The sequence below is a fragment of the Flammeovirga sp. EKP202 genome, assembly GCF_014534745.1.
Classification (GTDB): domain Bacteria; phylum Bacteroidota; class Bacteroidia; order Cytophagales; family Flammeovirgaceae; genus Flammeovirga.
Genome location: NZ_JACVVP010000059.1, coordinates 22,272 through 45,077, shown reverse-complemented (window position 1 = coordinate 45,077; position 22,806 = coordinate 22,272). Strand labels below are relative to the sequence as shown.

23 protein-coding genes are annotated in these 22,806 nt (G+C 33.1%); 11 read left to right on the top strand and 12 right to left on the bottom strand.

Translation table 11 applies throughout. The features are described 5' to 3' along the window. Positions 1-450 precede the first annotated feature (450 nt). From IC221_RS24885 to IC221_RS24870, 4 genes are all read left to right on the top strand, one after another. Entirely contained in the window at positions 451-1,053 is a 603-nt protein-coding gene (locus IC221_RS24885; RefSeq protein WP_188171544.1) for a sigma-70 family RNA polymerase sigma factor, read from the top strand. 376 nt (positions 1,054-1,429) lie between these two features. After that, the gene (gene gap, locus IC221_RS24880) at positions 1,430-2,431 is read left to right on the top strand and encodes a type I glyceraldehyde-3-phosphate dehydrogenase (RefSeq protein WP_367397785.1); all 1,002 of its coding nucleotides are present in this window, start codon (positions 1,430-1,432) and stop codon (positions 2,429-2,431) included. Between the two features lie 103 nt (positions 2,432-2,534). Further along, positions 2,535-3,206: a D-alanyl-D-alanine carboxypeptidase family protein gene (locus IC221_RS24875; protein WP_188171542.1), complete on the top strand. Its 672-nt coding sequence runs from the start codon at positions 2,535-2,537 to the stop codon at positions 3,204-3,206. 94 nt (positions 3,207-3,300) lie between these two features. Further along, positions 3,301-3,912, top strand: a complete 612-nt coding sequence (locus tag IC221_RS24870; RefSeq protein WP_188171541.1) for a PH domain-containing protein — start codon at positions 3,301-3,303, stop codon at positions 3,910-3,912. Between the two features lie 54 nt (positions 3,913-3,966). Here the strand turns inward: IC221_RS24870 and IC221_RS24865 are convergent, their stop codons facing one another. The 3 genes from IC221_RS24865 to IC221_RS24855 all read right to left on the bottom strand — a co-directional run bounded on the left by IC221_RS24865 (position 3,967) and on the right by IC221_RS24855 (position 7,946). Beyond that, positions 3,967-5,085, bottom strand: a complete 1,119-nt coding sequence (locus IC221_RS24865) for a GNAT family N-acetyltransferase (RefSeq protein ID WP_044203438.1) — start codon at positions 5,083-5,085, stop codon at positions 3,967-3,969. A 219-nt stretch (positions 5,086-5,304) separates the two neighbouring features. Continuing rightward, complete coding sequence (locus IC221_RS24860; protein ID WP_188171540.1) at positions 5,305-7,431, bottom strand: carboxy terminal-processing peptidase; 2,127 nt, start codon at positions 7,429-7,431, stop codon at positions 5,305-5,307. 59 nt (positions 7,432-7,490) lie between these two features. Beyond that, positions 7,491-7,946 (bottom strand): thioredoxin family protein, encoded by a 456-nt coding sequence (locus tag IC221_RS24855; protein ID WP_188171539.1) that lies wholly within the window; start codon positions 7,944-7,946, stop codon positions 7,491-7,493. Between the two features lie 309 nt (positions 7,947-8,255). Here IC221_RS24855 and IC221_RS24850 point away from each other — a divergent pair, with 309 nt between their 5' ends. Next, positions 8,256-9,182: a DUF3078 domain-containing protein gene (locus IC221_RS24850; RefSeq protein ID WP_188171538.1), complete on the top strand. Its 927-nt coding sequence runs from the start codon at positions 8,256-8,258 to the stop codon at positions 9,180-9,182. 163 nt (positions 9,183-9,345) lie between these two features. Here IC221_RS24850 and IC221_RS29785 read toward each other — a convergent pair whose 3' ends face one another. Beyond that, positions 9,346-9,480 carry a hypothetical protein gene (locus IC221_RS29785; RefSeq protein WP_255516167.1) on the bottom strand — a complete coding sequence of 45 codons (135 nt, stop codon included), beginning with the start codon at positions 9,478-9,480 and terminating at the stop codon, positions 9,346-9,348. 74 nt (positions 9,481-9,554) lie between these two features. Continuing rightward, positions 9,555-10,484 (bottom strand): hypothetical protein, encoded by a 930-nt coding sequence (locus tag IC221_RS24845; protein WP_188171537.1) that lies wholly within the window; start codon positions 10,482-10,484, stop codon positions 9,555-9,557. A 417-nt stretch (positions 10,485-10,901) separates the two neighbouring features. Between IC221_RS24845 and IC221_RS24840 the strand changes: the two genes are divergently transcribed. Then, on the top strand, positions 10,902-11,249 hold the full coding sequence (locus IC221_RS24840; RefSeq protein WP_188171536.1) for a 4Fe-4S dicluster domain-containing protein: 348 nt from the start codon (positions 10,902-10,904) through the stop codon (positions 11,247-11,249). Between the two features lie 76 nt (positions 11,250-11,325). On the opposite strand, the gene IC221_RS24835 is transcribed toward IC221_RS24840, so the two are convergent. Next, entirely contained in the window at positions 11,326-11,850 is a 525-nt protein-coding gene (locus IC221_RS24835; protein ID WP_188171535.1) for a gamma carbonic anhydrase family protein, read from the bottom strand. A gap of 364 nt (positions 11,851-12,214) precedes the next feature. Here IC221_RS24835 and trpS point away from each other — a divergent pair, with 364 nt between their 5' ends. Beyond that, positions 12,215-13,183 (top strand): tryptophan--tRNA ligase, encoded by a 969-nt coding sequence (gene trpS, locus IC221_RS24830; protein ID WP_188171534.1) that lies wholly within the window; start codon positions 12,215-12,217, stop codon positions 13,181-13,183. An 18-nt stretch (positions 13,184-13,201) separates the two neighbouring features. Further along, positions 13,202-14,332, top strand: a complete 1,131-nt coding sequence (gene dnaN / locus IC221_RS24825) for a DNA polymerase III subunit beta (RefSeq protein WP_044203427.1) — start codon at positions 13,202-13,204, stop codon at positions 14,330-14,332. 132 nt (positions 14,333-14,464) lie between these two features. Here dnaN and mtaB read toward each other — a convergent pair whose 3' ends face one another. Then, positions 14,465-15,784, bottom strand: a complete 1,320-nt coding sequence (gene mtaB / locus IC221_RS24820) for a tRNA (N(6)-L-threonylcarbamoyladenosine(37)-C(2))-methylthiotransferase MtaB (RefSeq protein WP_188171533.1) — start codon at positions 15,782-15,784, stop codon at positions 14,465-14,467. A gap of 338 nt (positions 15,785-16,122) precedes the next feature. Here mtaB and IC221_RS24815 point away from each other — a divergent pair, with 338 nt between their 5' ends. Further along, on the top strand, positions 16,123-17,958 hold the full coding sequence (locus tag IC221_RS24815; protein WP_188171532.1) for a peptidase M61: 1,836 nt from the start codon (positions 16,123-16,125) through the stop codon (positions 17,956-17,958). A 187-nt stretch (positions 17,959-18,145) separates the two neighbouring features. Further along, positions 18,146-18,949: a 3'-5' exonuclease gene (locus tag IC221_RS24810; protein ID WP_188171531.1), complete on the top strand. Its 804-nt coding sequence runs from the start codon at positions 18,146-18,148 to the stop codon at positions 18,947-18,949. Positions 18,950-18,986: 37 nt separating this feature from the next. On the opposite strand, the gene IC221_RS24805 is transcribed toward IC221_RS24810, so the two are convergent. The 3 genes from IC221_RS24805 to IC221_RS24795 all read right to left on the bottom strand — a co-directional run bounded on the left by IC221_RS24805 (position 18,987) and on the right by IC221_RS24795 (position 20,817). Next, on the bottom strand, positions 18,987-19,661 hold the full coding sequence (locus tag IC221_RS24805; protein WP_188171530.1) for a DNA alkylation repair protein: 675 nt from the start codon (positions 19,659-19,661) through the stop codon (positions 18,987-18,989). A gap of 400 nt (positions 19,662-20,061) precedes the next feature. Further along, complete coding sequence (locus IC221_RS24800; protein ID WP_188171529.1) at positions 20,062-20,289, bottom strand: hypothetical protein; 228 nt, start codon at positions 20,287-20,289, stop codon at positions 20,062-20,064. A 3-nt stretch (positions 20,290-20,292) separates the two neighbouring features. After that, positions 20,293-20,817 carry a DUF4442 domain-containing protein gene (locus IC221_RS24795; RefSeq protein WP_188171528.1) on the bottom strand — a complete coding sequence of 175 codons (525 nt, stop codon included), beginning with the start codon at positions 20,815-20,817 and terminating at the stop codon, positions 20,293-20,295. A 205-nt stretch (positions 20,818-21,022) separates the two neighbouring features. Between IC221_RS24795 and IC221_RS24790 the strand changes: the two genes are divergently transcribed. After that, complete coding sequence (locus tag IC221_RS24790; protein ID WP_188171527.1) at positions 21,023-21,235, top strand: hypothetical protein; 213 nt, start codon at positions 21,023-21,025, stop codon at positions 21,233-21,235. A gap of 157 nt (positions 21,236-21,392) precedes the next feature. Here the strand turns inward: IC221_RS24790 and IC221_RS24785 are convergent, their stop codons facing one another. Continuing rightward, positions 21,393-21,698: a hypothetical protein gene (locus IC221_RS24785; protein WP_188171526.1), complete on the bottom strand. Its 306-nt coding sequence runs from the start codon at positions 21,696-21,698 to the stop codon at positions 21,393-21,395. Beyond that, entirely contained in the window at positions 21,685-22,806 is a 1,122-nt protein-coding gene (locus tag IC221_RS24780; RefSeq protein WP_188171525.1) for a hypothetical protein, read from the bottom strand. Before IC221_RS24780 ends, IC221_RS24785 begins: the two co-directional genes overlap by 14 nt.

Sequence of the window (22,806 nt, the reverse complement as noted above, 5' to 3'; positions counted from 1 at the left end):
ATATCTCTGATAAGTTACTAAATCCAGTGGATAGAGATCAAAATTTTCTAACTACACGTTTTTTGTCATGTACTTAGGTGTAAGTTAGAAAAAACAATCACTCTCAAAGTGATTTAAAGATATATAAGAAAAGAGTAATAGTTAGTTTTTGGGTTATGAAAAGAGTTTGAGGTTTCCTCGAACTCTTTTTTTATATAAATCTTTTTACAGTGCCTTAACGACTTGTCATCACACTCTCTGTCTTTTCATATGAAATCATTTACATATTGTTACAGCAATATGACAAAACAATGAATAAATATTCATTTTTTAATAAATCTTAGAAATAGTATTTATCTTTAATTTTATAGTTAATAGGAAAATTTATTTTATTAATTTGCAGGAAATAAGATATAATGAAGATTTCTTTAATATGAAATCATTTTTAAACTATCATTTGTAACCACCACTATGTCAGCTGAACAAGCAATAACAGAATATCGTCCATTATTGTATGCCGTAGCCTATAGGATACTTGGAGTAGCCAGCGATGCTGAGGATATGGTGCAAGACACTTTTATCAAAATTCTTAAGGTTGATCTATCAAAGATTGCTGACATTAAGAATTATCTAATCAAGACTATCACTAATACGTGTTTAAATCATCTTGAAGCATTAAAAAGAAAAAAAGAACACCTAGTTGATAATTGGGCCAACATTACCCATAATTTCCATTTTGATCCCATCGAGAGTTGGTCATCAGACAAAGCCACTGAAATTTCTGAAGGTTTAAAAAATATGATGAAAAAATTAAATGATGCTGAATTAGGAGTATACCTAATGAAGGAAGCGTTTAATTTGAACTATAATGAGATTACAGAAATCGCAAGAAAAAAAGCGGATCATTGTAGGCAACTTTTCCATAGATCAAAACAGAAATTAGAGGAAGGAAAAGATAAATTTAATGTTGATCCAGAAAGACATTTTCAGATTTACAAAAAGTTCCAACAGGCCAATAAAGACGGTGAAGTGAGAAATCTTGTCGATTTTATTTTTGGAAATAAGAAAAAGTAATAAAAGTTGAAAAAAATATCGTTAATAAGTTCTACTGAGTCAAATGAATTAACAACTTGTTAAAGATCAAACATTAAAAGTATTTTTTTCAAGACAACAAAAGCATTACATTCATAATAAGGGGATTACAGAATAATATATCTGTGATCCCTTTATTTTTTTAGGTAAACTACTGAAATAAAGGTTTTTAATACACTTATATTTGGTTGTAATTTGGGTAAAATTGCCAACAAATAATGATATTTATCATTCCACAAGACAAACTATGTAAGTACGTTTGCAATGTAGTTATTGAGAAGGGCAAACAAGTTTAGCCATCATCATTATCTACCCAACTTTTGAAGAATTATTTATTCAATTTTAATATTTAAATAAAATTATGGCAATTAAAGTAGGTATCAACGGTTTCGGCCGTATCGGACGTTTCGTATTTCGTGCTTCAGTAGAAAGAGAAGATATCGAGGTAGTAGGAATTAATGACCTTATCGACGTTGAGTACATGGCTTATATGTTAAAGTATGATTCAACTCACGGACGTTTTAACGGTACTGTTGAAATTGTTGACGGTAACTTAGTTGTTAACGGTAAAACTGTTCGTGTAACTGCTGAAAGAAACCCTGAAGATTTGAAGTGGGACGCAGTAGGTGCTGAAGTAGTTGTTGAATCAACTGGTTTATTCTTAACTGACGAAACTGCACGTAAGCACATCACTGCTGGTGCTAAGAAAGTTGTTATGTCTGCTCCTTCTAAAGACGCAACTCCAATGTTCGTTATGGGTGTAAACAACAAAGAATATGCTGGTCAAGATATCGTATCTAACGCTTCTTGTACTACTAACTGTTTAGCTCCTATCGCTAAAGTTCTTAACGACAAGTGGGGTATCAAAGACGGTTTAATGACTACAGTTCACGCTACAACTGCTACTCAAAAAACTGTTGACGGTCCTTCAATGAAAGACTGGAGAGGTGGCCGTGGTGCTGGTCAAAACATCATCCCTTCTTCTACAGGTGCAGCGAAAGCAGTAGGTAAAGTTATTCCTGAATTAAACGGAAAACTTACTGGTATGGCATTCCGTGTTCCAACTCCAGACGTTTCTGTAGTTGACTTAACTGTAAACTTAGAGAAGCCAGCTACATACGCTGAAATCTGTGCTGAAATGAAAGCAGCTTCAGAAGGTGAATTAGCAGGTGTTCTTGGTTACACTGAGGATATGGTTGTTTCTAACGACTTCATCGGTGAAGTACAAACTTCAGTATTTGACGCTAACGCTGGTATCGCTTTAACTGATACTTTCGTGAAAGTTGTTTCTTGGTATGACAACGAGATCGGATACTCTAACAAAGTTCTTGACCTTGTAGCTCACATCTACAACGCATAGTTTGTAGAGTAGACACAAGTCTAAATATAAAGGGCAAATCTTCGGATTTGCCCTTTTTTATTATCACATTTGTAGAGATTTTTTGATTCAATTTTTCCTACAAATGCACAAATACCTTTTTATCCTTTTAACCTTTTTTTCTCATTCAATAGTAGCCCAAGAATGTGAAAACGAACTTCTCAAAAAGAACTGGAAATATAGAGTAAACCTAAGTACATTCATCAGTCAAAAAGAGGGAATCGACATCAACCCTAACAAAATATACTATGACTTTATGAGAATGCCTATTGGCGTACCCTTCAACTATATTGACTTTATTCAAATCAAAGATTTTCAATACAAAGAAATTAATGGTGATCAACTCCTCTACCCTGCCTACGAAGCTTACTTGGAAATGAAACAAGCCGCTTTCCAAAACAATATTCACATCAATATAAGATCCTCTTACAGAAATAAGAGAACACAACAAATTGTATTCAATAAACATGGAGAAAGTAGAGCTGAAAGGCCTGGATATTCCGAACATCACCTTTTGACAACAATAGATATAAGGTATGCTGGAGAAAACACAAAACTGTTTCTATGGCTTCTCAACCACGCTTTTGAGTATGGATGGGTGCCTACCTATTATTTCAGAATAGAGAAAAATATTCGACAGGAAGCTTGGCATTGGAGGTTCGTAGGACAAGAAGCTGCCCAATGGTTTAGATGTACATGGCAAAAAGAAATCAATGCTGAAATCAACAGGCTAAGCCATACTTTCGGCAAAATATAGTTAATAATGTAAATATATTTTTTGATAAATATTTATTGTATTACTTTCAACACTAATTAAACGTACTTATCACAATTCAAAAACGTAAATTATTATGTTTAAAAAACTAGCTTCTGATGTCATGGGGTTGAGTGACATTGGTAAAATCATCGATCCTGTTGACTATGACAAAGTAGACTCAGATGACTACATCATGCATGAAGATGGAGAAAAAATCTTTTTCTTGATTAAGTCGAAAACAGATGAATACTGTTTTACTAACACAGCTTTGATACATCTTGATGGTACTTCTGCAATTAATACTCGAAGAACCCTTTATAGATATCCTTATAAGAAATATTTCTTTTCAGGAGTAAAACTCGAAACTGCTGGAAATATTGATCTAGACGTTGAAATTAAATTTCACCTTGGAGATAGTGCCTTCAGTATCGATGTAGATCGCAAACAAATCGAAAAACTTAAAGATCTTTATAAAAGTCTGATTAAAATTGCTTCGCTACAGGAAAGCGATTTTAATGCATTCACTCAATCACAAGAGAGTGTAACATTGGCAATGGAAACTTTAAAAGGTACGTTAGGAAGCAATACTAATGCTGATGAATTCGAGAAATTAAATGATTATATCTTCTCATGGAAAACTAGTAAATACAAGGAATTCCACAGAGATGACTATTCGGAAGTTTTTGATTTATACATCAACAACTAAACCAACGAAAACGGCCAATGATTACTCATTGGCCGTTTTTTATTAAGCTCTATATTAAAGTGCTTTTGTAAAGCATCTTTTTCTTTTATGTTGGATATGATCGTAGTTTTTCCAGTTTTGGATCGCTTTCTGATTTGTCTCGAACATTCCTGTTGTTTCTAAATACTTAATACCATTTTCTTGCATCGTTTTCTGCAATTCACCAACAAGCATCACCCCACCACCAAGACGTTGTAATTTAGGGTGAACAGCTGTTAGAAGAAAATCACAAGTATCGTTTTTCTTTAACGCTTGCATGATGTGATACCAACCAAAAGGCCAAATACTTCCATTTGCTTTCTGAAGTGCTTTCGACAATGAAGGCATTCCAATTACAAAACCCATCATTTCATCATCCTCAGACATTAATACTTTTACATATTTAGGGGATAATAACTTCAAGAATTTCTTTTTATAGTATTCTACCATTTCATGATCAAAAGAAATAACACTATAAAGATCCTTAAAAGATTCACCTAATAAATTAAAAATATCATCAGCGTAGCTCACTAATTCATCAGAACTATTGAAAGAAATAATTTTGGTCTTCGTTCTTCTCATCAAAAGAGCAGCACCTTTTTTACCTTTTTCAATAACTTCCTCATCAAGGGTTAATCTAAATTCGATCCAGTCGACTAATTTATCATAACCTAATGCCTCTAAATGCTCTTTATAATAAGGTAAGTGATATTCTGAAGCTACCGATGGTAAATGCTCGTGCCCTTCAATCATCATCCCTTGATGATCAAGGTTCGTAAAACCTAATGGTCCAACAATACCTGTCATCCCTTTATCTTTACCCCACTTTTCAGCTGTTTCTAATAATTTTTGAACAACTTCTCTATCGTTGATAAACTCTAATCTCGTGAAACGAACATTAGACTCGTCTGCTTTTTCATTATATTTTGAATTAATGATCGCACCTATCCTACCTACACACTTACCATCCTTATAGGCTAACCAATATTGAGTGTCACAAAACTTTTCAAACGGGTTGTTTTCGTCAAAAATGGAAAGTTCATCTTTTTTGATTGGCGGTACCCAAAATTCACTTCCTTTGTAAAGCTCAAATTGAATATCTACAAATTTCTTTTGATCTTTTCTAGTTACTACTTCACGTATCTCAATACTCATGATCTATATTTATTCCTATCGTTCGTTTTGTTGATTCATTTTTAGACGTGCAATATAAAAACCATTTTATTGAATCGGTTAAAAATATGATAGAAAAGTTATTTTCTTGGAAAAAATTAAGGTTAAAATTTACAAATAGAGAACACCTTAAAGAAGAAATAAAAAGGTCACACTCCCTAGGTGGAAATGTGACCTTTTTGTGGTGAATGAAGATTTCAATTATTGAACCATCATATCAGAAATAATCAATGTTACTTCTTTCAAATATTCATCTTTTTTGATGATCTCTTCCCACTTCTCAGCAGATTTAGCGATAACTGAATCGGGTTTTGAAGTTGGGTAATGATCTTTCATCACTGTCACTTCAAACTCATCATGAGTAGTTGTTGCTTCTCTTAATTTCTTCGATTCTTCATCTAATCTCTTTTGCTCAATTTTGAACTCTTCAAGATTCAATGTGTAATATTTCTTTTCATCTTGTTTCTTCAAACGCAATGCATTTTCTTCCACCATTTTAAATACATCATTGTTTGCAACTCTTTGCTCCGATTTTGCTTTTAAATCAGCAATTGGAAGTTGTTGAGGCCACATTGAGTATTTAGAAGGCTCTACCTCATCCCAAGGTAACACATAAGGAAGATCTTCCTCACCTACCTCTAAGTATGCATAAGTATCAGGTAGTTTAATATCAGGTGCCACTCCTCTTACTTGAGTTGCTCCACCATTAATTCTATAGAATTTTTGAATTGTCAGTTTCAATGAACCCAATGGCTTGTATTCATTCAAACGAGACATTCTATCTAAATCAATAAAGCGTTGTACAGTTCCTTTACCGAAAGAGTTAGAACCTACAATAACTGCTCTTCCGTGATCTTGTAAGGCAGCAGAAACAATTTCTGAAGCTGAAGCAGACATTCTATTGATCATTACTACCAATGGACCATCGTACTCAATATTATTTGTTTCAGGTTTTAAAGTTTTAGAACCTGAAATTTTACTCTTCACTTGTACCACTGGGCTTCTACCTACAAAATGACCCACCATTTCAACAGCATCACCAAGTGACCCTCCTCCATTATTTCTTAGGTCAAGAACAATACCGTCAACATTTTGAGCTTTTAGTTTTTTGATTTCTTGGTAAACATCTTTTCCACTTGACCTACCGTTTCGGTCTTGGAAATCTACATAGAAACTTGGTAAATGGATCAAACCAATTTTCTTACCTGATTGCTTATCTTCAATAACTGCTGATTTAGCATAAGATTCTTCAATCACTACAACATCTCTGATAATTGGAATAACAACAATTCTACCATCAGTCTTTCTTACCGTCAAACGAACTTCAGTACCTTTTGGTCCTTTAATTAACTTAATAGCATTTTTTAATGACATACCAGAAATATCCACTGGGTCATCTTCACCTTGAGCTACTTTAAGGATGAAATCATTCGCTTCTAAATCACCTTGTTTCCATGAAGCACTACCCGTGATAACACTTACCACTTTCACTTCTCCGCCAGTTTGTTGTAATCTTGCTCCAATACCTTCAAAATGACCTGAGATCTCGGTATCAAACTGTTCTTTTCTTTCTGGTGGGAAATATTCTGTATGTGGACCATAAATAGAGATCATTGAGTTGATATACAAAGCATAATGATCTTCTTCATCTTGCTTTCTCATGTAATCAAACACATCCTTATAATTGGTCAATACTTTTTCTCTTACGTCTGCTTCAATCTCTTCATAACTCATTGGAGTATAATCTTCTCCTTTCTTTTCAGCATCTTCCTTCTTTGATTCTTCAGTTTTCAACTTCGAATTCATTCTTAAAAGTGCTGCATACTTCAATGACTTTCTCCAACGATCGTATCTTTCCTTTTCATTTTTTGGAAAGTTCATTTCATCTCTATCAAAAAGAATTTCTTCTTTCTTTTTAAAATCAAATGGTTTAGAAAGTATATCCGCAGTAATCTCTTCTACCTCTTGTCTTCTTTGATTAAAAATAGAAACTGAAAGTTCGTATAATTCAGTATTGTAATTATTTTTAATTTCGTCGTCTAATTTATCTTTAGATTTATTGAACTTATTAATATCACTTTTTAGGAAATATCGTTTGTTCGGGTCTAAATTTTTCAAATATTGATCATAAGCCTTTTCACTAAAATCGTCATCTATTTCCACACTGTTATAGTGCATCTGTTTTAAGGCTGTAAATAATAGACTTCTTTTTATTGCGTTTTTATCGCTATCCTCTGGAGCTTCTATCCTTGCTAATAATGAAAACCCAAATAATCCCAACCCAACTAAAAGTACAGGTAAAATGAGTGCTTTTTTTCTGTTTATCATCCTAAATTATTCTCGTTATTTTATTTCTTTAAAATGGGTATATTTTTCAAACTATAAATCTAATCAACTTGACGTTTATATTTTTTTAAAATTTCTAAAAAACTTTTAGAATCTCTGTAACCAACAAAAACTTTTTCTTTCCCCTCAGGATGTATAACTATTATAGCAGGGTAACTGTTTACATCATGTGACAAAGCAAAGGACTCATTGGTATAATTCTTTCCTTTAAATTGAAATGAACCATCTTTCTCCGGATTAAGCTTTACGGCATGGTAGTTTTCTGATACGTAGTCCACCACATCACTATTTTGAAAAGTTTTCTTATCTAAAATTTTACACCAACCACACCAATCAGTGTACACATCGATAAATATTGGTTTTCCATCTTTTACTGAAGAAGCAATGGCCTCCTCTGCTGATTTCCAACTTATTTCATCTTTGACTTTCAAAGTCTTAAATGAATAACTAAAAACTACAGCGAATCCTATTAAAAGAATAAATGATATCTTGTTCATATTAATTAACGGAGATGATTATGAAATATATGAAGAAAATTTTAATCAACGTTATTTTTTATTTATTTCTTTATATTGTTTTAATTTTAAAGCACATTTAGAAATTGTTTAAAACCTTTAATCTAATACACAATTTTAACTCATTTAGTAGGTGAGAGTATCCATTTTATTCACTATAAAACATCTATTCTTACAATATTTATGTTCAAGATCTCTACTTTTGCATAATCTCCTATTGAGGTAGTATTTAACTATTAATTAGGTTCTAAAACATCTTCAATTTTATTTTAAATATCTCAATCATTTTTTATGATGAAAACCAAAAAAACAAATTTAATCTTTCTTATTCTGTTCCTTTTTTCTACGTTTTCACTTTTTGCACAAGATTCGACTTCTGTTAATACTCCCCCTAAAAAGTGGAAACATGGTTTACAGGTAGGTCTCAACTTTTCAAATGTAGGGCTTGTTAATTGGTCAGGTGGTGGCGAAAGCTCCTATTCTTTTGGAGGTCTCTTGAACTACAAAACGATTCGAGAAACCGATAAAGCAATCACTCGCCTTTATACAGACTTGGCTTTTGGTCTCATTAATCAGTCCAATAGCAGATTTCCATTTAAGAAAACAGATGACCAACTAAATCTTGGTGCAGATTACAGCTACAAATGGCATAAAAAAGTGCTAATTACCGCTGCGGGTGACTTTAGAACACAATTCGCAAAAGGTTATAAGTATGAAAATGATGCAAATGGCGTAGAGCAAGAAATACAAATTTCAGACTTTCTCGCTCCTGGTTATTTAAACCTCAATGTTGGTATTACCTATACTCCTGTTAAATATGCTTATATCACTTATTCTCCTGTAGCCAATCGTATGACTTTTGTGAGAGATACTATCTTTTCTGAAATGTATGGTTTAGATGCTGGCCAACAATTCCGAGATCAGCTAGGTATGAATGTAAAAGTTGGTTTCAATAAGGAGATTGTGAAAAACGTCACTCTTAAATCAATTTACAACATGTTTGCTCAATATGACCGCTTATCTGAATGGGTTGTCAACTGGGATTTAACCATTGATATGAAAGTCAACAAATTTATGAATGTGAACTTTACAAGTCAGTTAATCTATGACCCAGATGTGATTGTAACCAGAAATGATGGTACAGAAGGTCAGGCAGTACAGTTTAAACATGCTTTAAATATTGGTTTAGTATATCGACTTGGTATCTCTAAGGAATAATTTACTCTTATTATTATATGAAGAAATTATACTTTATAGAAAATTTCATCTTTTGATGATGAATTGAATTTAGCTCTAAATAATACTAAAAAAGGGATATCATCTGTAGTGATATCCCTTTTTGGATTATTATTAGCCTCATACAGATATCTTCTTGAATAGACTACTCATTGTTAGCCTCATTATATTCCGAAACAATATCCTGTTGATCCTTTGGTCCAGTCATCATGAAAGTCAATAATCCTATTGCAAATAATATGGGCATTGAGATAAGAATAATGCCAATGAATAATTCCATAGTAGTAATACGATAGTTCAAGTGTATATCGTAATTATAACACTTAATTTAAAGTAATACAAACAGCTATAAAATTAATCACAATTGGTATAAGTATACGTTTCATTTATTGATGTTATTATACCTGGAGCAAAGTTAAAAGTCATACTTCCTGTCTTAGGATAATTATTCCCATTCATAGTGTACGTCATATCTTCATCAAAATCAGCTTCTACATATTGAGACCTTTCATAACTTTCTGTTTGATAGTTATAGATACTTAATCGATAAAATTGAGACATACTTGGACTTAATTTTGATGCATTACCGAAAAACATTCCGTCTTCTTCAAAAGAGGTTTCAAAAAGAGAGATTATGAAGAAAATTAATCCTTGATATGGATTCTTCATTGTACCATTATATTGAAAATCATTAATGAGCTCCTTTGTTCCATTTGCTGCAGTTAAGCTAAATTCAACGATATTTCCTAAATTATCATATGTCATTTCATAATGAGAAATTGTAGAAATTTCTCCACCTTGATCTTCCTTGTTATAAACGTATTTTAATCGGTTTTGATCATCATACTCCATTACGAATTCAATTTGTCCTCCTGAACTTGCCTCTGCAAACAAGATGTAAGGTCTTCCATCGACATTTCTAACCCCCAATAGTTCTTGGCCATTATTCTGCACTGAAACTAATTCAGTTCCAGAATATTCAAAATCATAAACAATAAAACCTGATTGTTCTTGACGTTGTCCTGCAGTATCAATGAAACTGAAGTTTACATCATCGCGGTAAGTTTTTAGCAATTCACTTTCATAAGTATAAGTTTCAGTATTCTCATATCTCAGAAAATTAATATTAGCACTATCAATTGATTCAACATAGGAATAGGATCCTAGTTTACAATCGGCAGCTACCGGCAATGTATTGTAAATGGGTCCGCTACTTTCCTCATCAGAACATGAGAACAATGCTATAAATGGGACTAATAGGAATAAGGTTCTTAATTTAATCATAGTAGCATTAAGTTTAAACATTAGTTAAAATTTATGATAACTAATATTAACGATTTTAAAATTAAATTGTAAATAATTGTTACCAAAAAAGTTCCAAAACCGATTTTTTTCACAAAAGACCCTTTAAAAAGTACTATTTACATTTGTACTTGATCAAGATACGTTAAATCTAAGCCGTTATAACTTTTTGTTATTTAATTATAATTTTTGATAATAACATACCCTTTTTACCATAGTTTTTCACCTTTGAAATCCCTTTGCTATTGTTTTTTGTAAATACAAGATGCAAATTTGTAAAACATATCATCACTAAGAATGTTGATATGATTGAAATAGTAAACAAACAAAGATGTCAAATCAGCTTTGATGTTAGCGAACCACTAACCGATTGACTCTTTTTTAAAATAGAAAAACAATATGGCGATTATTATCACAGACGAGTGTATCAACTGTGGGGCGTGTGAACCAGAATGTCCAAATACAGCAATTTACGAAGGTGGAGTAAATTGGTCTTGGGGTGAAGGTACTGAACTTACTTCAATTGAAATGGAAGATGGCACTTCTATCGATGGAGATGAGGAGCAAGAGCCTGTATCGGATGAATTCTACTACATCGTTCCAGACAAATGTACAGAATGTATCGGTTTCCATGAGGAGCCACAATGTGCAGCTGTTTGTCCTGTAGACTGCTGTGTTGATGACCCAGACTACAGAGAAACTGAAGACGAATTATTAGCCAAAAAAGAATGGCTTCATGACGAATAAGAATTTCACTTTTTCTTATTCATTGCAATAAATTAAGGGTTTCATAATTCAAACTATGAAACCCTTTATTTATACATTATTCTTCAACTTCTTCGTCAAACCAACTGCTATACATTACATAGTTATTTGCCGTTCTTTCGAATACAGCCTTTAATTTATCATCTAACGGCTTAATTTTCTTCGCTGGAATTCCTGCATAAAGATAGCCTGACTCCAATCGAGCATTTTGTAGCACAACTGCTCCTGCTGCAATCAAAACATTTTCTTCCACTACTGCATCATCCATTACGATAGCACCCATTCCTACCAATACGTTATCATGAATTGTACAACCGTGCACTAAGGCATTATGACCAATTGATACATTATTACCTAAAGTAGTAGCCGAAGTTTGATAGGTAGCATGAATCACTGCTCCATCTTGGATATTACATTTATTACCGATAGTGATTTTATTTACATCACCTCTTACAACAGCACTAAACCACACACTACACTCCTCACCCATTATCACATCTCCTACTACTGTTGAATTTTCTGCTAGAAAACAGCTCTCAGGAACTACTGGAGCTACGCCTTTTACTTTTTTTATTAATGCCATGTTTATTTGTTTTTACTACTTAAAGGTATAAGTCTGCAATTTGTCGAACAATGTTTAAAATCACTCATGTTAACAGACATATATTCTCAGCAATATTTAATAATATGTACAAAGACAAAATTCTTCAGAATTAATTTTGGATTGGACCTTATTCTGATTTTCTATTTAGAATCCTATTCGTGATTCTTTTTATGGAATAAATACAATCAAATTTTTAATATGAAGCCCCTAATTGTCTTCAATGCTTACTTTTTTCAAAAAGAAAGCGAAATGTTGTGAAGTATTTAGTTTTTGTTGGAGTATTTTTTTGTTAATTTCGCACATTAAATTAATGACAAAAATTTAGACTAGTCAGACATTAAATATGGCAAGAATTCTAACAGGAGTACAAAGCTCTGGAAGACAACATTTAGGAAATGTTTTAGGTGCAATCCAACCTGCAATTGAACTTTCAAAGTCAGACGATAATGAAGCTTTCTTCTTTATTGCTGATTTGCACTCGATGACAACCATCAAAGATGCAGAAGAAAGAAAGAACAACGTGTATGCTACTGCAGCTGCATGGCTGGCTTTGGGTTTTGACACTAAGAAAAATATTTTCTATAGACAATCGAAGATTCCTCAGGTTTGTGAGTTAACGTGGTATATGAGCTGCTTAACACCTTTCCCGATGTTAGCTAATGCGCATTCATTTAAGGATAAATCTGACAAGTTATCTGATGTCAATGCAGGCTTATTCACTTACCCTGTCTTGATGGCTTGTGACATCGTGTTGTACGATGCTGATAAAGTACCAGTGGGTAAAGATCAGAAACAACATCTTGAAATTACAAGAGATATCTGTTCTGCTTTCAACCGTCAATACGGTGAAACTTTCGCTATGCCTGAGGCTGTGATCAATGAAGAGATCATGACAATTCCTGGTACAGATGGAAGTAAAATGAGTAAGTCTTATGGTAATGTCATCGACATTTTCTTACCAAAAGGACAACTGAAAAAGCAAGTGATGAAAATCCAAACAGATTCATTACCATTAGAAGATCCAAAAGATCCTGATACTTGTAATGTCTTTGCATTGTATAAATTAATTGCTTCTGAAGAGCAAATTGAAGAGATGAGAAATAACTACACAGGTGGTAACTATGGCTACGGTCATGCTAAAACTGCTTTATTGAACCTTATCTTGGAAAAATACGCTGAAGCAAGAGAGAAGTTTGACTACTATATGTCAAACCTTGATGAGTTAGAAAAAGAACTTAGCATTGGAGAGGAAAAAGCAAGAGCAATTGCTTTGAAGAAGATGGAAGAAGTTCGTCAAAAAGTTGGTTTCTAAAAATAGAAAAAGAAGATAATGAAATTTATTGCATCCACGTCTACCATTCTGAAGCAAATTCAGATGTTGAATGGTGTTATTCCCAATAACCCCTCTATGCCTATTCTTGAAAATTTCTTATTTGAAATTCAAGGTGGGTTATTAAGAATTACTGCATCAGACATGCAGACCACAATTATTTCTGAAGTAAACGTTGAGGCGAACTCTGACGGTAACGTTGCTATCCCAGCTAAAATGTTGACGGATACATTAAAGAACTTACCAGAACAACCTGTGACTTTTACAATTGATTTTGAAACTTATACTATTGAAATCAGTTCAGATAACGGTCGTTACAAATTAGCGGGTGAAAATGCGGAGGATTACCCTACTAATCCTGATCTTCAAATGTCGAATACTTTGTCCATGACAAGTGAGGCATTAGCTGATGCGATTGGGTATACTTTATTCGCGACAAGTAATGATGACATGAAGCCTAACATGAACGGTGTATTCTTCAATTTAACTGAAGAACACTCTGATTTTGTGGCTACAGATTCTCATAGATTAGTAAGATACAGAAGAAACGATATTCAAGTAAATGGTGTAATGTCTCCTATTATCATGGGTAAAAAGGCATTAACGCAATTGAAAAATATCCTCCCTTCAGAATCTCTTGATATCACTTTAGAGTTCAATGAGCAATACGCTGTGTTTACTTTCGGTAGCATGAAGTTGATTGCTCGTTTAATTGATGAGCGTTTCCCTGATTATGAAAACGTGATTCCATTAAACAACTCTAACCATATCACTTTGGATCGTCAAGCGTTATTAGGTTGTTTGAAGCGTATTGTTATTTATGCTAACAAAACTACTAACCAAGTACGTTTTAAAATCCAAGACAATGAGTTATTCGTTTCTGCTGAAGATTTAGATTTCTCTAATGAAGCAAAAGAGCGTTTATTCTGTGAGCATGATGGTGAAGATTTAGAAATTGGTTTCAACGCTAAATTCTTAATTGAAATCTTAAACAACATCGCTTCTGATCGTATTACATTACAATTGTCTGAGCCAGGTATGGCAGGATTGATTGTCCCTGAAGATCAAGATGAGAACGAAAATATTTTAATGCTTGTGATGCCAATCATGCTTCACAATTTCTCTTACTAATTTGTTGTAAGAAAGCATTAAGCAGCTGCACAATTAAAATCGAAAGTTTTGGATTTCAATTGTGCAACTGCTTGAAAACAAAAAATCCTCTTTTCGATTTGAAAAGAGGATTTTTTTATATCTAATTAAAAATTAGTGTTTTTCGTAAACGATTTCAGGCTCTTTGATCTCTACAATATTTTGATCATTTACCTTCACTAATTCTATATCTTTTAGCTCATTGACTAAAGCAGGATCGTATTTCGCTTCTACTCTAACGTAGTTTTCTGTAAAACCAAACATTTTTCCTTCTTCAATGTCGTGCTCAAATAAAACAGTTCTTTGTGTTCCAATTTGAGATTCGTAGAATGCTCTTTTCTTCTTGTCAGACAAGATTCTCAACATCTTCGAACGTTTTGCTCTTTCCGCTTTAGGAACTACACCATCCATGTGAACTGCATCAGTATTTGGCCTTTCAGAATAAGTAAATACATGAAGGTAAGCCACATCCAATTCGTTCAAGAAATTATAAGTATCCAAGAAGTCTTCTTCTGTTTCACCAGGGAAACCAATAATTACATCAACACCAATACAAGCATCAGGCATTTGAGATTTGATTTCCGTGATACGTGATTTGTATAAATCCGTTCTGTATCTACGTCTCATCAATTCCAACATCTTGTCAGAACCCGACTGCAATGGAATATGGAAGTGTGGTACAAACTTATCCGATTGACCACAGAATTCAATGATTTCCTCGTCCAATAAGTTAGGCTCGATTGATGAAATTCTAAATCTTTCAATCCCCTCCACTTTGTCTAACTCTTTTAAAAGATCAATCAATCTCTCCTGACGTCTACCATCAATGATACCAAAGTCACCGATGTTCACACCTGTCAATACCACTTCTTTTGTATCAGTAGCAGCAATTTCTTCGGCATTTTTAATGATATCAGCAATGGTTGCACTTCTAGACTTACCTCTTGCTAGAGGAATTGTACAGAATGAACATTTATAGTTACAGCCATCTTGTACTTTCAAGAATGTTCTAGTTCTATCATTCATAGAATATCCAGAAACAAACTCTTTCGTCTCCTTAATTTCAGTTGCTAAAACTTTTGGAGCATCGTCTTTCACAAAACCATCTAAAAGCTCCAAGAGTCTAAATTTCTCTGCAGCACCTAATACGGCATCCACTCCTTCTAACTCCGAAATTTCTTTTGGCTTTAATTGTGCATAGCAACCAATAATCGCTACGTAAGAATTAGGAGCAATCTTTTTTGCTTCACGCACAATCTTCTGACACTTTTTATCTGCATTATCAGTAACAGAACAAGTGTTTATAATATATATATCGGGTGTATCCGAAAATTCAACTTTTTTGTAGCCTTTTTCCTCAAACTGACGACCTATAGTAGATGTCTCCGAGAAGTTCAGCTTGCAACCAAGCGTGTAAAACGCAACTTTTCTCATATTAACAGACTGTTAATCACCTATAAGCAACCCATTTGAGCTACTTTAGATTAATTTTGGCTTGTACTTATTTTTTTAAAGGTTACAAAAGTACGGAGAATGTTACTGATTTGGAAATTAATAGACGAACGTATGTTAATTCAAATTAAAATAATTCAATGTCAAATATTTAATACTAAATATGATAGAAATTAGGGAGAGTGTTAATAATAATTTTCAGACTTTATTAAATTTGGAAACTTTATGCCTTGCGAAGTGTGTTTACAAGCAAAAATCACTGTCATAGAGATTTTTGAAGCATGCATATACTCTAATAGTCCTATGTTATAAATTTCGGAATGAAGAATTACTTACTAATACTACTTCTTTTTTTATTTTTTTGTCATACACCTTGTTTTGCACAAGAGGAAACGTTTCAATACCGTTATAAATTAGATTTAAATAAAGTAGAAAATGATAAGGTTGAGGTTAAATTAACGATAAACACCTCACCAAATAGCTCTATTTTTCAATTTCCTGCTATAGTTCCAGGAACTTATAAAGTGTATGACTTTGGAAGATTCATATCCAATTTAAAAGCATTTAATAAAGAGGGAGAACTTTTGGAAGTCCAAAAACTCAACGACAATCAATACAAAATCATTGATATTACCCAACTCGCCACTATTCAATACACCGTGGATGACACTTGGGATACAACAATGCCCAATAAGGTTTTCGAACCTGCAGGAACCAATATTGAAGAACCTGATGTTTTTGTCATCAATAATCATGGCTTTTTTGGGTACTTTGATGGGTTAGAAAAAAGCCCTTTCCATATTGAAATCAAAAAACCTCAGCATCTATTTGGAGGAAGTGCACTTTTTAAAACCGAAAGTGATTCTATAACTGATCATTTTGATGTGATTAATTATCATAGATTGGTCGACAATCCTATTATTTATACAGAAGCAGATACGGTAACTTTGAATATTGGTGCTACCAAAGTATTTGTAAGTATTTATTCCCCTAATAAAAAACTCAATGCTGAATTAGTAGGTCAAAAGCTAATTGATGTTTTAGAGGCTCAAAAAGTCTTCTTAAAAAATCAAATGCCTACAGATCATTATTCATTTCTCATCTACTTGACAGACAAACCGAGCAACTCAGGTGCTATGGGGGCACTGGAACATTGGAATTGCTCCTTTTACTTTCTTCCTGAAGAAAATCCTGCTATACTCTTACCCGTTATACAAGAGATTGCTGCACATGAGTTTTTCCATATCATCACTCCTTTGAGTATTCATTCGGAAGAAATAGCAGACTTCGATTATCTTGACCCAAAAATGTCCAAGCATTTATGGCTTTATGAAGGAGTCACCGAATACTTTGCAGGACTAGCTTTAGTACAAAATGATGTGATTGACGAAGAGGCTTATCTGGACGCACTTAGAGGAAAAATCTTAACGGCTAAGTCAACTTATGAAGATGATCTAGCCTTCACTGAATTAAGTTTAAAATGCCTTGATGAACACAGTAGTCAATACGGAAATGTATATCAAAAAGGAGCTTTAATTGGCATGGCCTTAGACTTGATCTTAATTGAAAACAGCAAGGGTAAATATAATTTAAGAGATTTAATGTTGGAGCTCAGTAGCACGTTTGGATCAGACCGTGCTTTCAAAGATGATCAATTATTTCATATCATTGATAGCATATCTGGTATTCCGGAAGCTACTGCATTTTTAAATCAATATGTGGCCTCATCAGGTCCATTTCCTTATACTGAAACTTTTGAAAAAGTAAGTATTAAATACCTTCCGGAGGAAATAAGTACTTTTGGTACTTTTGGAAACATTGGTATTTCTATCAATGACAACGATGAAATATTTGTAGAAGACACCGTTGACATGGACGATTTTGGTAAGCAAATGGGCTATCAAATTGGCGATGTGCTTTTGAAAATGAATAATACTCCCATTACTATGGAAAATATTGGGGATTTAATGAATAATTACATTAATCACCCTGAAAAATTTCCTAAATTGAAACTCCAAATAAGAAGAAATGGGAAAACTATAAATTTGAAGTCAAAAACACATATTTTAGAAGAAAAGGAGTATGATGTCTTTTATAAAGAAGAAAATCCGACCAAAGAACAACAACTTTTATATAGACAGTGGCTTCAAAAATAATTTTTTAGTAAGTACTTAACCAAAAGTAATTCACAAGTTATTCTTTCCAGAAATTTCGAACATGAAAAGGACTCATCCTACTGACCTCACTTTTTATGTTAGAAACCTTCACCACATAACAAAGAATGAATGTCAATTAGTTTTGTATTCGTATTTTTAAAACAACTAAAGACAAGAAATACAGAGAATGAATTTGAATTTACGTAACCCTTTAGTGGTCTTTGATTTAGAAACTACAGGTACTAATGTTACAAAAGATAGAGTCATTGAAATCTCCATGGTTAAGGCAGATGTCAATGGAAACAGAACAGTGAAAACCCACAGAGTTAACCCTGAGTGTCATATCCCATCATCATCTAGTAAAATTCATGGAATTTATGATGAAGACATTAAAGATAAGCCTACATTTAAGCAAATCGCCAAAGAAATAGCCGCTTTTATGAAAGGGTGTGATATTGGTGGTTACAATGTGCTTCGCTTTGATTTACCCGTATTGACCGAAGAATTCCTAAGAGCAGGTATTGAGTTTGATTTCAGCAATAGAAAAATCGTTGATGCTCAAAAAATCTTCTTCATGATGGAACCTAGAACTTTAGGAGCCGCTTTAAAGTTCTATTGTGGTAGAGAATTGGAAGATGCACATTCTGCAGAAGCCGACACCATCGCAACTTTAGATGTTATTGATGCTCAAGTAAAACATTATGAAGGCGTTACTATCAAAGATAAACACGGCAAAGATTATGAGCCTGTTAAAAATGACATGAACGCACTCCATGATCTTACAGCTAGTAATTTAGTTGATTTTGCGGGAAGAATGGTTTTAAACAATGAAGGAGATGCCATTTTCAACTTTGGAAAATACAAAGGCAAATCGGTGGTAGAAACGTTGAAAAAAGATCCTCATTATTACGACTGGATCATCAATAACGATTTTGCATTAGACACTAAAAACAAATTGACTCAATTAAGATTAAAAAGTCAGTTTTCATAGATAATATTTAAGGTCAATACTTCAAGGTGTTGACCTTTTATTTTTCAAGTAACCTCAAAGCTTCCTTCTTACTCAAATTACTCAGATCAACTTCGGTCGAAACATATTCTATAACCCACTCAGGGTTGGTACGACTATATTCTCTCAAAACCCAACCAATAGCTTTATTAATAAAAAACTCTTTGGAACCTAATAATGGAGTGATGTTATCTACTAACAGATTCGTATCAAGATCTGATTTATATTTCAATTGAAACAATACGGCAGTCCTTTGCAACCAAATGTTATTTGACGCCAACCAACGCTGAGAACATGACTTTTGCATTGAAGGATATTTACTCAATAAAGCCCCTACTTGTTTGTAAGCTAAAAAGTCTACGGTATCCCACCAAGATTTTTGACAAATCAATTTTTCTAAAAAAGCAATATCATCTTCCTTGTATTGCCTCTTATACTTATCTAGAAGATCTAAACAAAAAAGCTGATATTCTCTTTGCGGTTTGTTCCATAAAACTGTGATGATATCAAAGGCTTCCTCTTTTAAAGGCAAGTAGTCTTTTTGGAGAAATGGTTTCTGTAGTTCTTTTCGAATTGGGGAGGTCAAACCATAAAATTCAAACTGATTTCTCATATATGCCTTCTGCTGTAAAGCTCTTTCGTGATCATGATGCTCTTCAAAGACGGCTTCTAAAGTTGTAATATATTCACTCATAAATAAGGTAAATTCGTTGCTAACTTCAATTTTACACTAGTTTTTGGACTATAAATGTTATCAAATGTTAAAAATATAACTTAATTGTAAAAAATACATTTATAATTTGCGTATTAAATACACTTTTGCAATATTTGTACTACCGATAAACAACATAGTAATAACACACAATGCTAATTGAGATTGTAGAAATATAATCTTGATGTTTGAAACACACAATCGCACACACAACACTAAAAAAAGCAGATCATTAATGATCTGCTTTTTTTTGTCCAAATATTTTTGATGCTAGTAAAGTTTATCACAATTCCATTTTTAATAGTTTCAAAATATACTTTCGTTCATATCATTAGGGACCATGTTTCAAGTGTTAAGCGTGAGCGTCACTTGGAACTACTCATTAGCAAAGTCTCCCTACTTCGATAAGAAATACCACACTTTCATTCATATCGAAGTCGGGAGACTTCGCCAATATATCATCACAAGTGACTCCTATCGGCTTAACACTTGCGATATTAGAGGCTTGGAAGTAGATCCTATAAATGCTTGTAGAAAGGCTAATTGAAAGTTGACGATAACTTAATTTCCAATGTAATAAAAAATGCACCCCATTAAGAAGTGCATTCATTTTTTATCGTTTTCTAGATTTAAAGGACCAAGTAAAGTGAAATTTAGAAACTACCGTCCCATCTGGCATTGTTCCTATCGTTTGCATTTTCACAATCTGTCCCTCTCCTGTCTCATATGCTTTTTCTATTGCTTCCTTTACCAAGTGACCATCTTTGCAGACAAAAGTAACTTTATCAACTGCTTTTTTTAAAAACTCAGCCTCCATATCAACAATGATAAAAGCAATTTTCTTTAGATGTTCATTGAGATGCAACATTCCTAAAGCTGCGGTGGATAATTCTGCGGCCATACTTTGTGCTGCAAAATAAGTAGATTTGAAAGGGTTCTTGTTCAAAAACTTATAAGGAAGTGTAGTAGAACATTGGTTTCCATCTAACTCAATAAGCTTCATCCCTGCTATAAAACCAAGTGGCACCTGTGTCATTGTAAATAGTTTAAACTTAAAAGGACTCAGCATTTTTCGCGAAAAAGCTTTTTGCCCTTCAGTCAATTCTATTTTAGAATGATGGGTCTCTAATGTATTCATTTCTGTGTCTAAAGTGTTGTGGTTATTGGTAATAATGAATGATTTGTTTCACAATATAATCAATAAACAAAACTTTCCATATCATAACAACCTTAAATAAAAATATTGAATATATATTCATTTAAGTTTATTAATTAAAATAACCTAACTTTTTTTATCCCAACCGTTTATCAATGTAAAATTATGTTTCACGAAAAAAACTAATATGGCTCCCTATATTACACTCTATTTAGTTATTGCCAACATTGCTATTATCATTAAATGCTACAAAGTATTCTTAAGTAAGATGTTAGTAAAGAATGCTTTTATCATGCTAGGATTGATTATCGTAGGTCTAATTTCAATTGACATGTATTTCTACACTCAAGTGACAGAGGGCTATGGCTCAGAATGGGCTGGATTTCTATCAATTCTATAGTTATTAATCCAAGAATATGAAGTATGTCAATTAGCCTTATCAATAGCCTTTGACATCAATGATAATAGAGATGAAGGGCTTTCCCTTCTCTCTACAAAAGAAAAACTATATTACTCCCTCCCTTATACATTATCATTTCTTTTTAGTAGATAACTGATTAACCTTGTAAAAAGACATCAAACTGATTGAATAATTGATTTCTCAATAAATCTGCATCCCCTGAAAGTGGTATCTCATTCAAGAATTGATGAAATGCCAATACAACCGAACGATTCAATACCAATGTCTTTTCTAAATTTTGATCTACCACTGACACATTGAATCGGCTTTCATATAATTCTATAAGAATTTGATGCGCAATATTATCAGGCAGATTATTTTTGTAGGCCTCGGCTAATCGAATCAAAATGCTTTGCAAAAAGCGAAATTCCAATGTTGTTAGCTTTAATCTATATTTCTTCATCTTCCACTAAAAGGTAAGCATAATAATTTTGCACCAAATTTACATCTACTAAAGGTAAAAATCCAGATTGAACTTTATTGAGATGAACTGAAAGTGGATGTTTTTGTTCCATTTCCTTTTGGAAAGCCACAAAGTCAGTCACTTCGTGTTTTGTCACAATTCTCCACTCAGCTTTCTTATGCAATGGCACTGCTTTTTGTAAGCCTAATGTTATATGCCCCATGGTGTATCTTGGGTTAATTTCTACACATGGATGAATAAACCTTTCTCCATTAGCCCCCTTAAACACCAATGCGTCGATTCCAAAATGGCCTTCTAACCGTTTTTCATCTTTTAATTTAGTTTTTATCAGTGTTATAATCTTCATAATACTTTCCCACTCAAGATCTGAAAAATAACTACGAAAAGTATTTAAACCCGACCCATAATATTGTCCAGTCAACCCCGCCAAGAAAGATGACCCTCCCAAAAATTCAATTGTATTATTATGCTTTTTGAATAACAAAGAAAAATCAAATTCCTTTTCTAGTAAAGGCTCCACCAAAACACTATTTTGTTGATTAAGAGCACTTTCAATCCATTTCTGAACACTTGGAGTTATTTCATTTCTTTTGAGTACTAATATCCCTCTTCCAGAAGAACTATAAGGAAGTTTCATTATTACACCGAACGAATTCTTAATAAACATACCCTCTATTTCGTTGACAACTTCTTGATAATCAAGACAAAACTTACCAATCTTATCACTAGAAATAGAATTATTCACCTCGTTATCAATGATATAGGTCAAAATATTGTATCCAAATTGCCTATGGAAAATATCTTTAAGTTGTCGATCCCATTCGTAGAATTGCTGGTATTTTGGAGGTAAAAAATGAAAATCTGAAACTAAACTAGGTGATTTACCCCATGACTTCACTGCATTAAAAGCAATTTTACTCTCTTTTACCTCTTTAGAGGTTACAAATTTAAAATCAATCCCCACAACACTATGCAATAATTCCTTCCAAGCCTTATTTACCACTTGCTTTTCGATCAAAACACTATCACCATCACCTACTAACCATGCTAACAATACAGAAAGGTCATTTTGCACTTTTTTTATCAT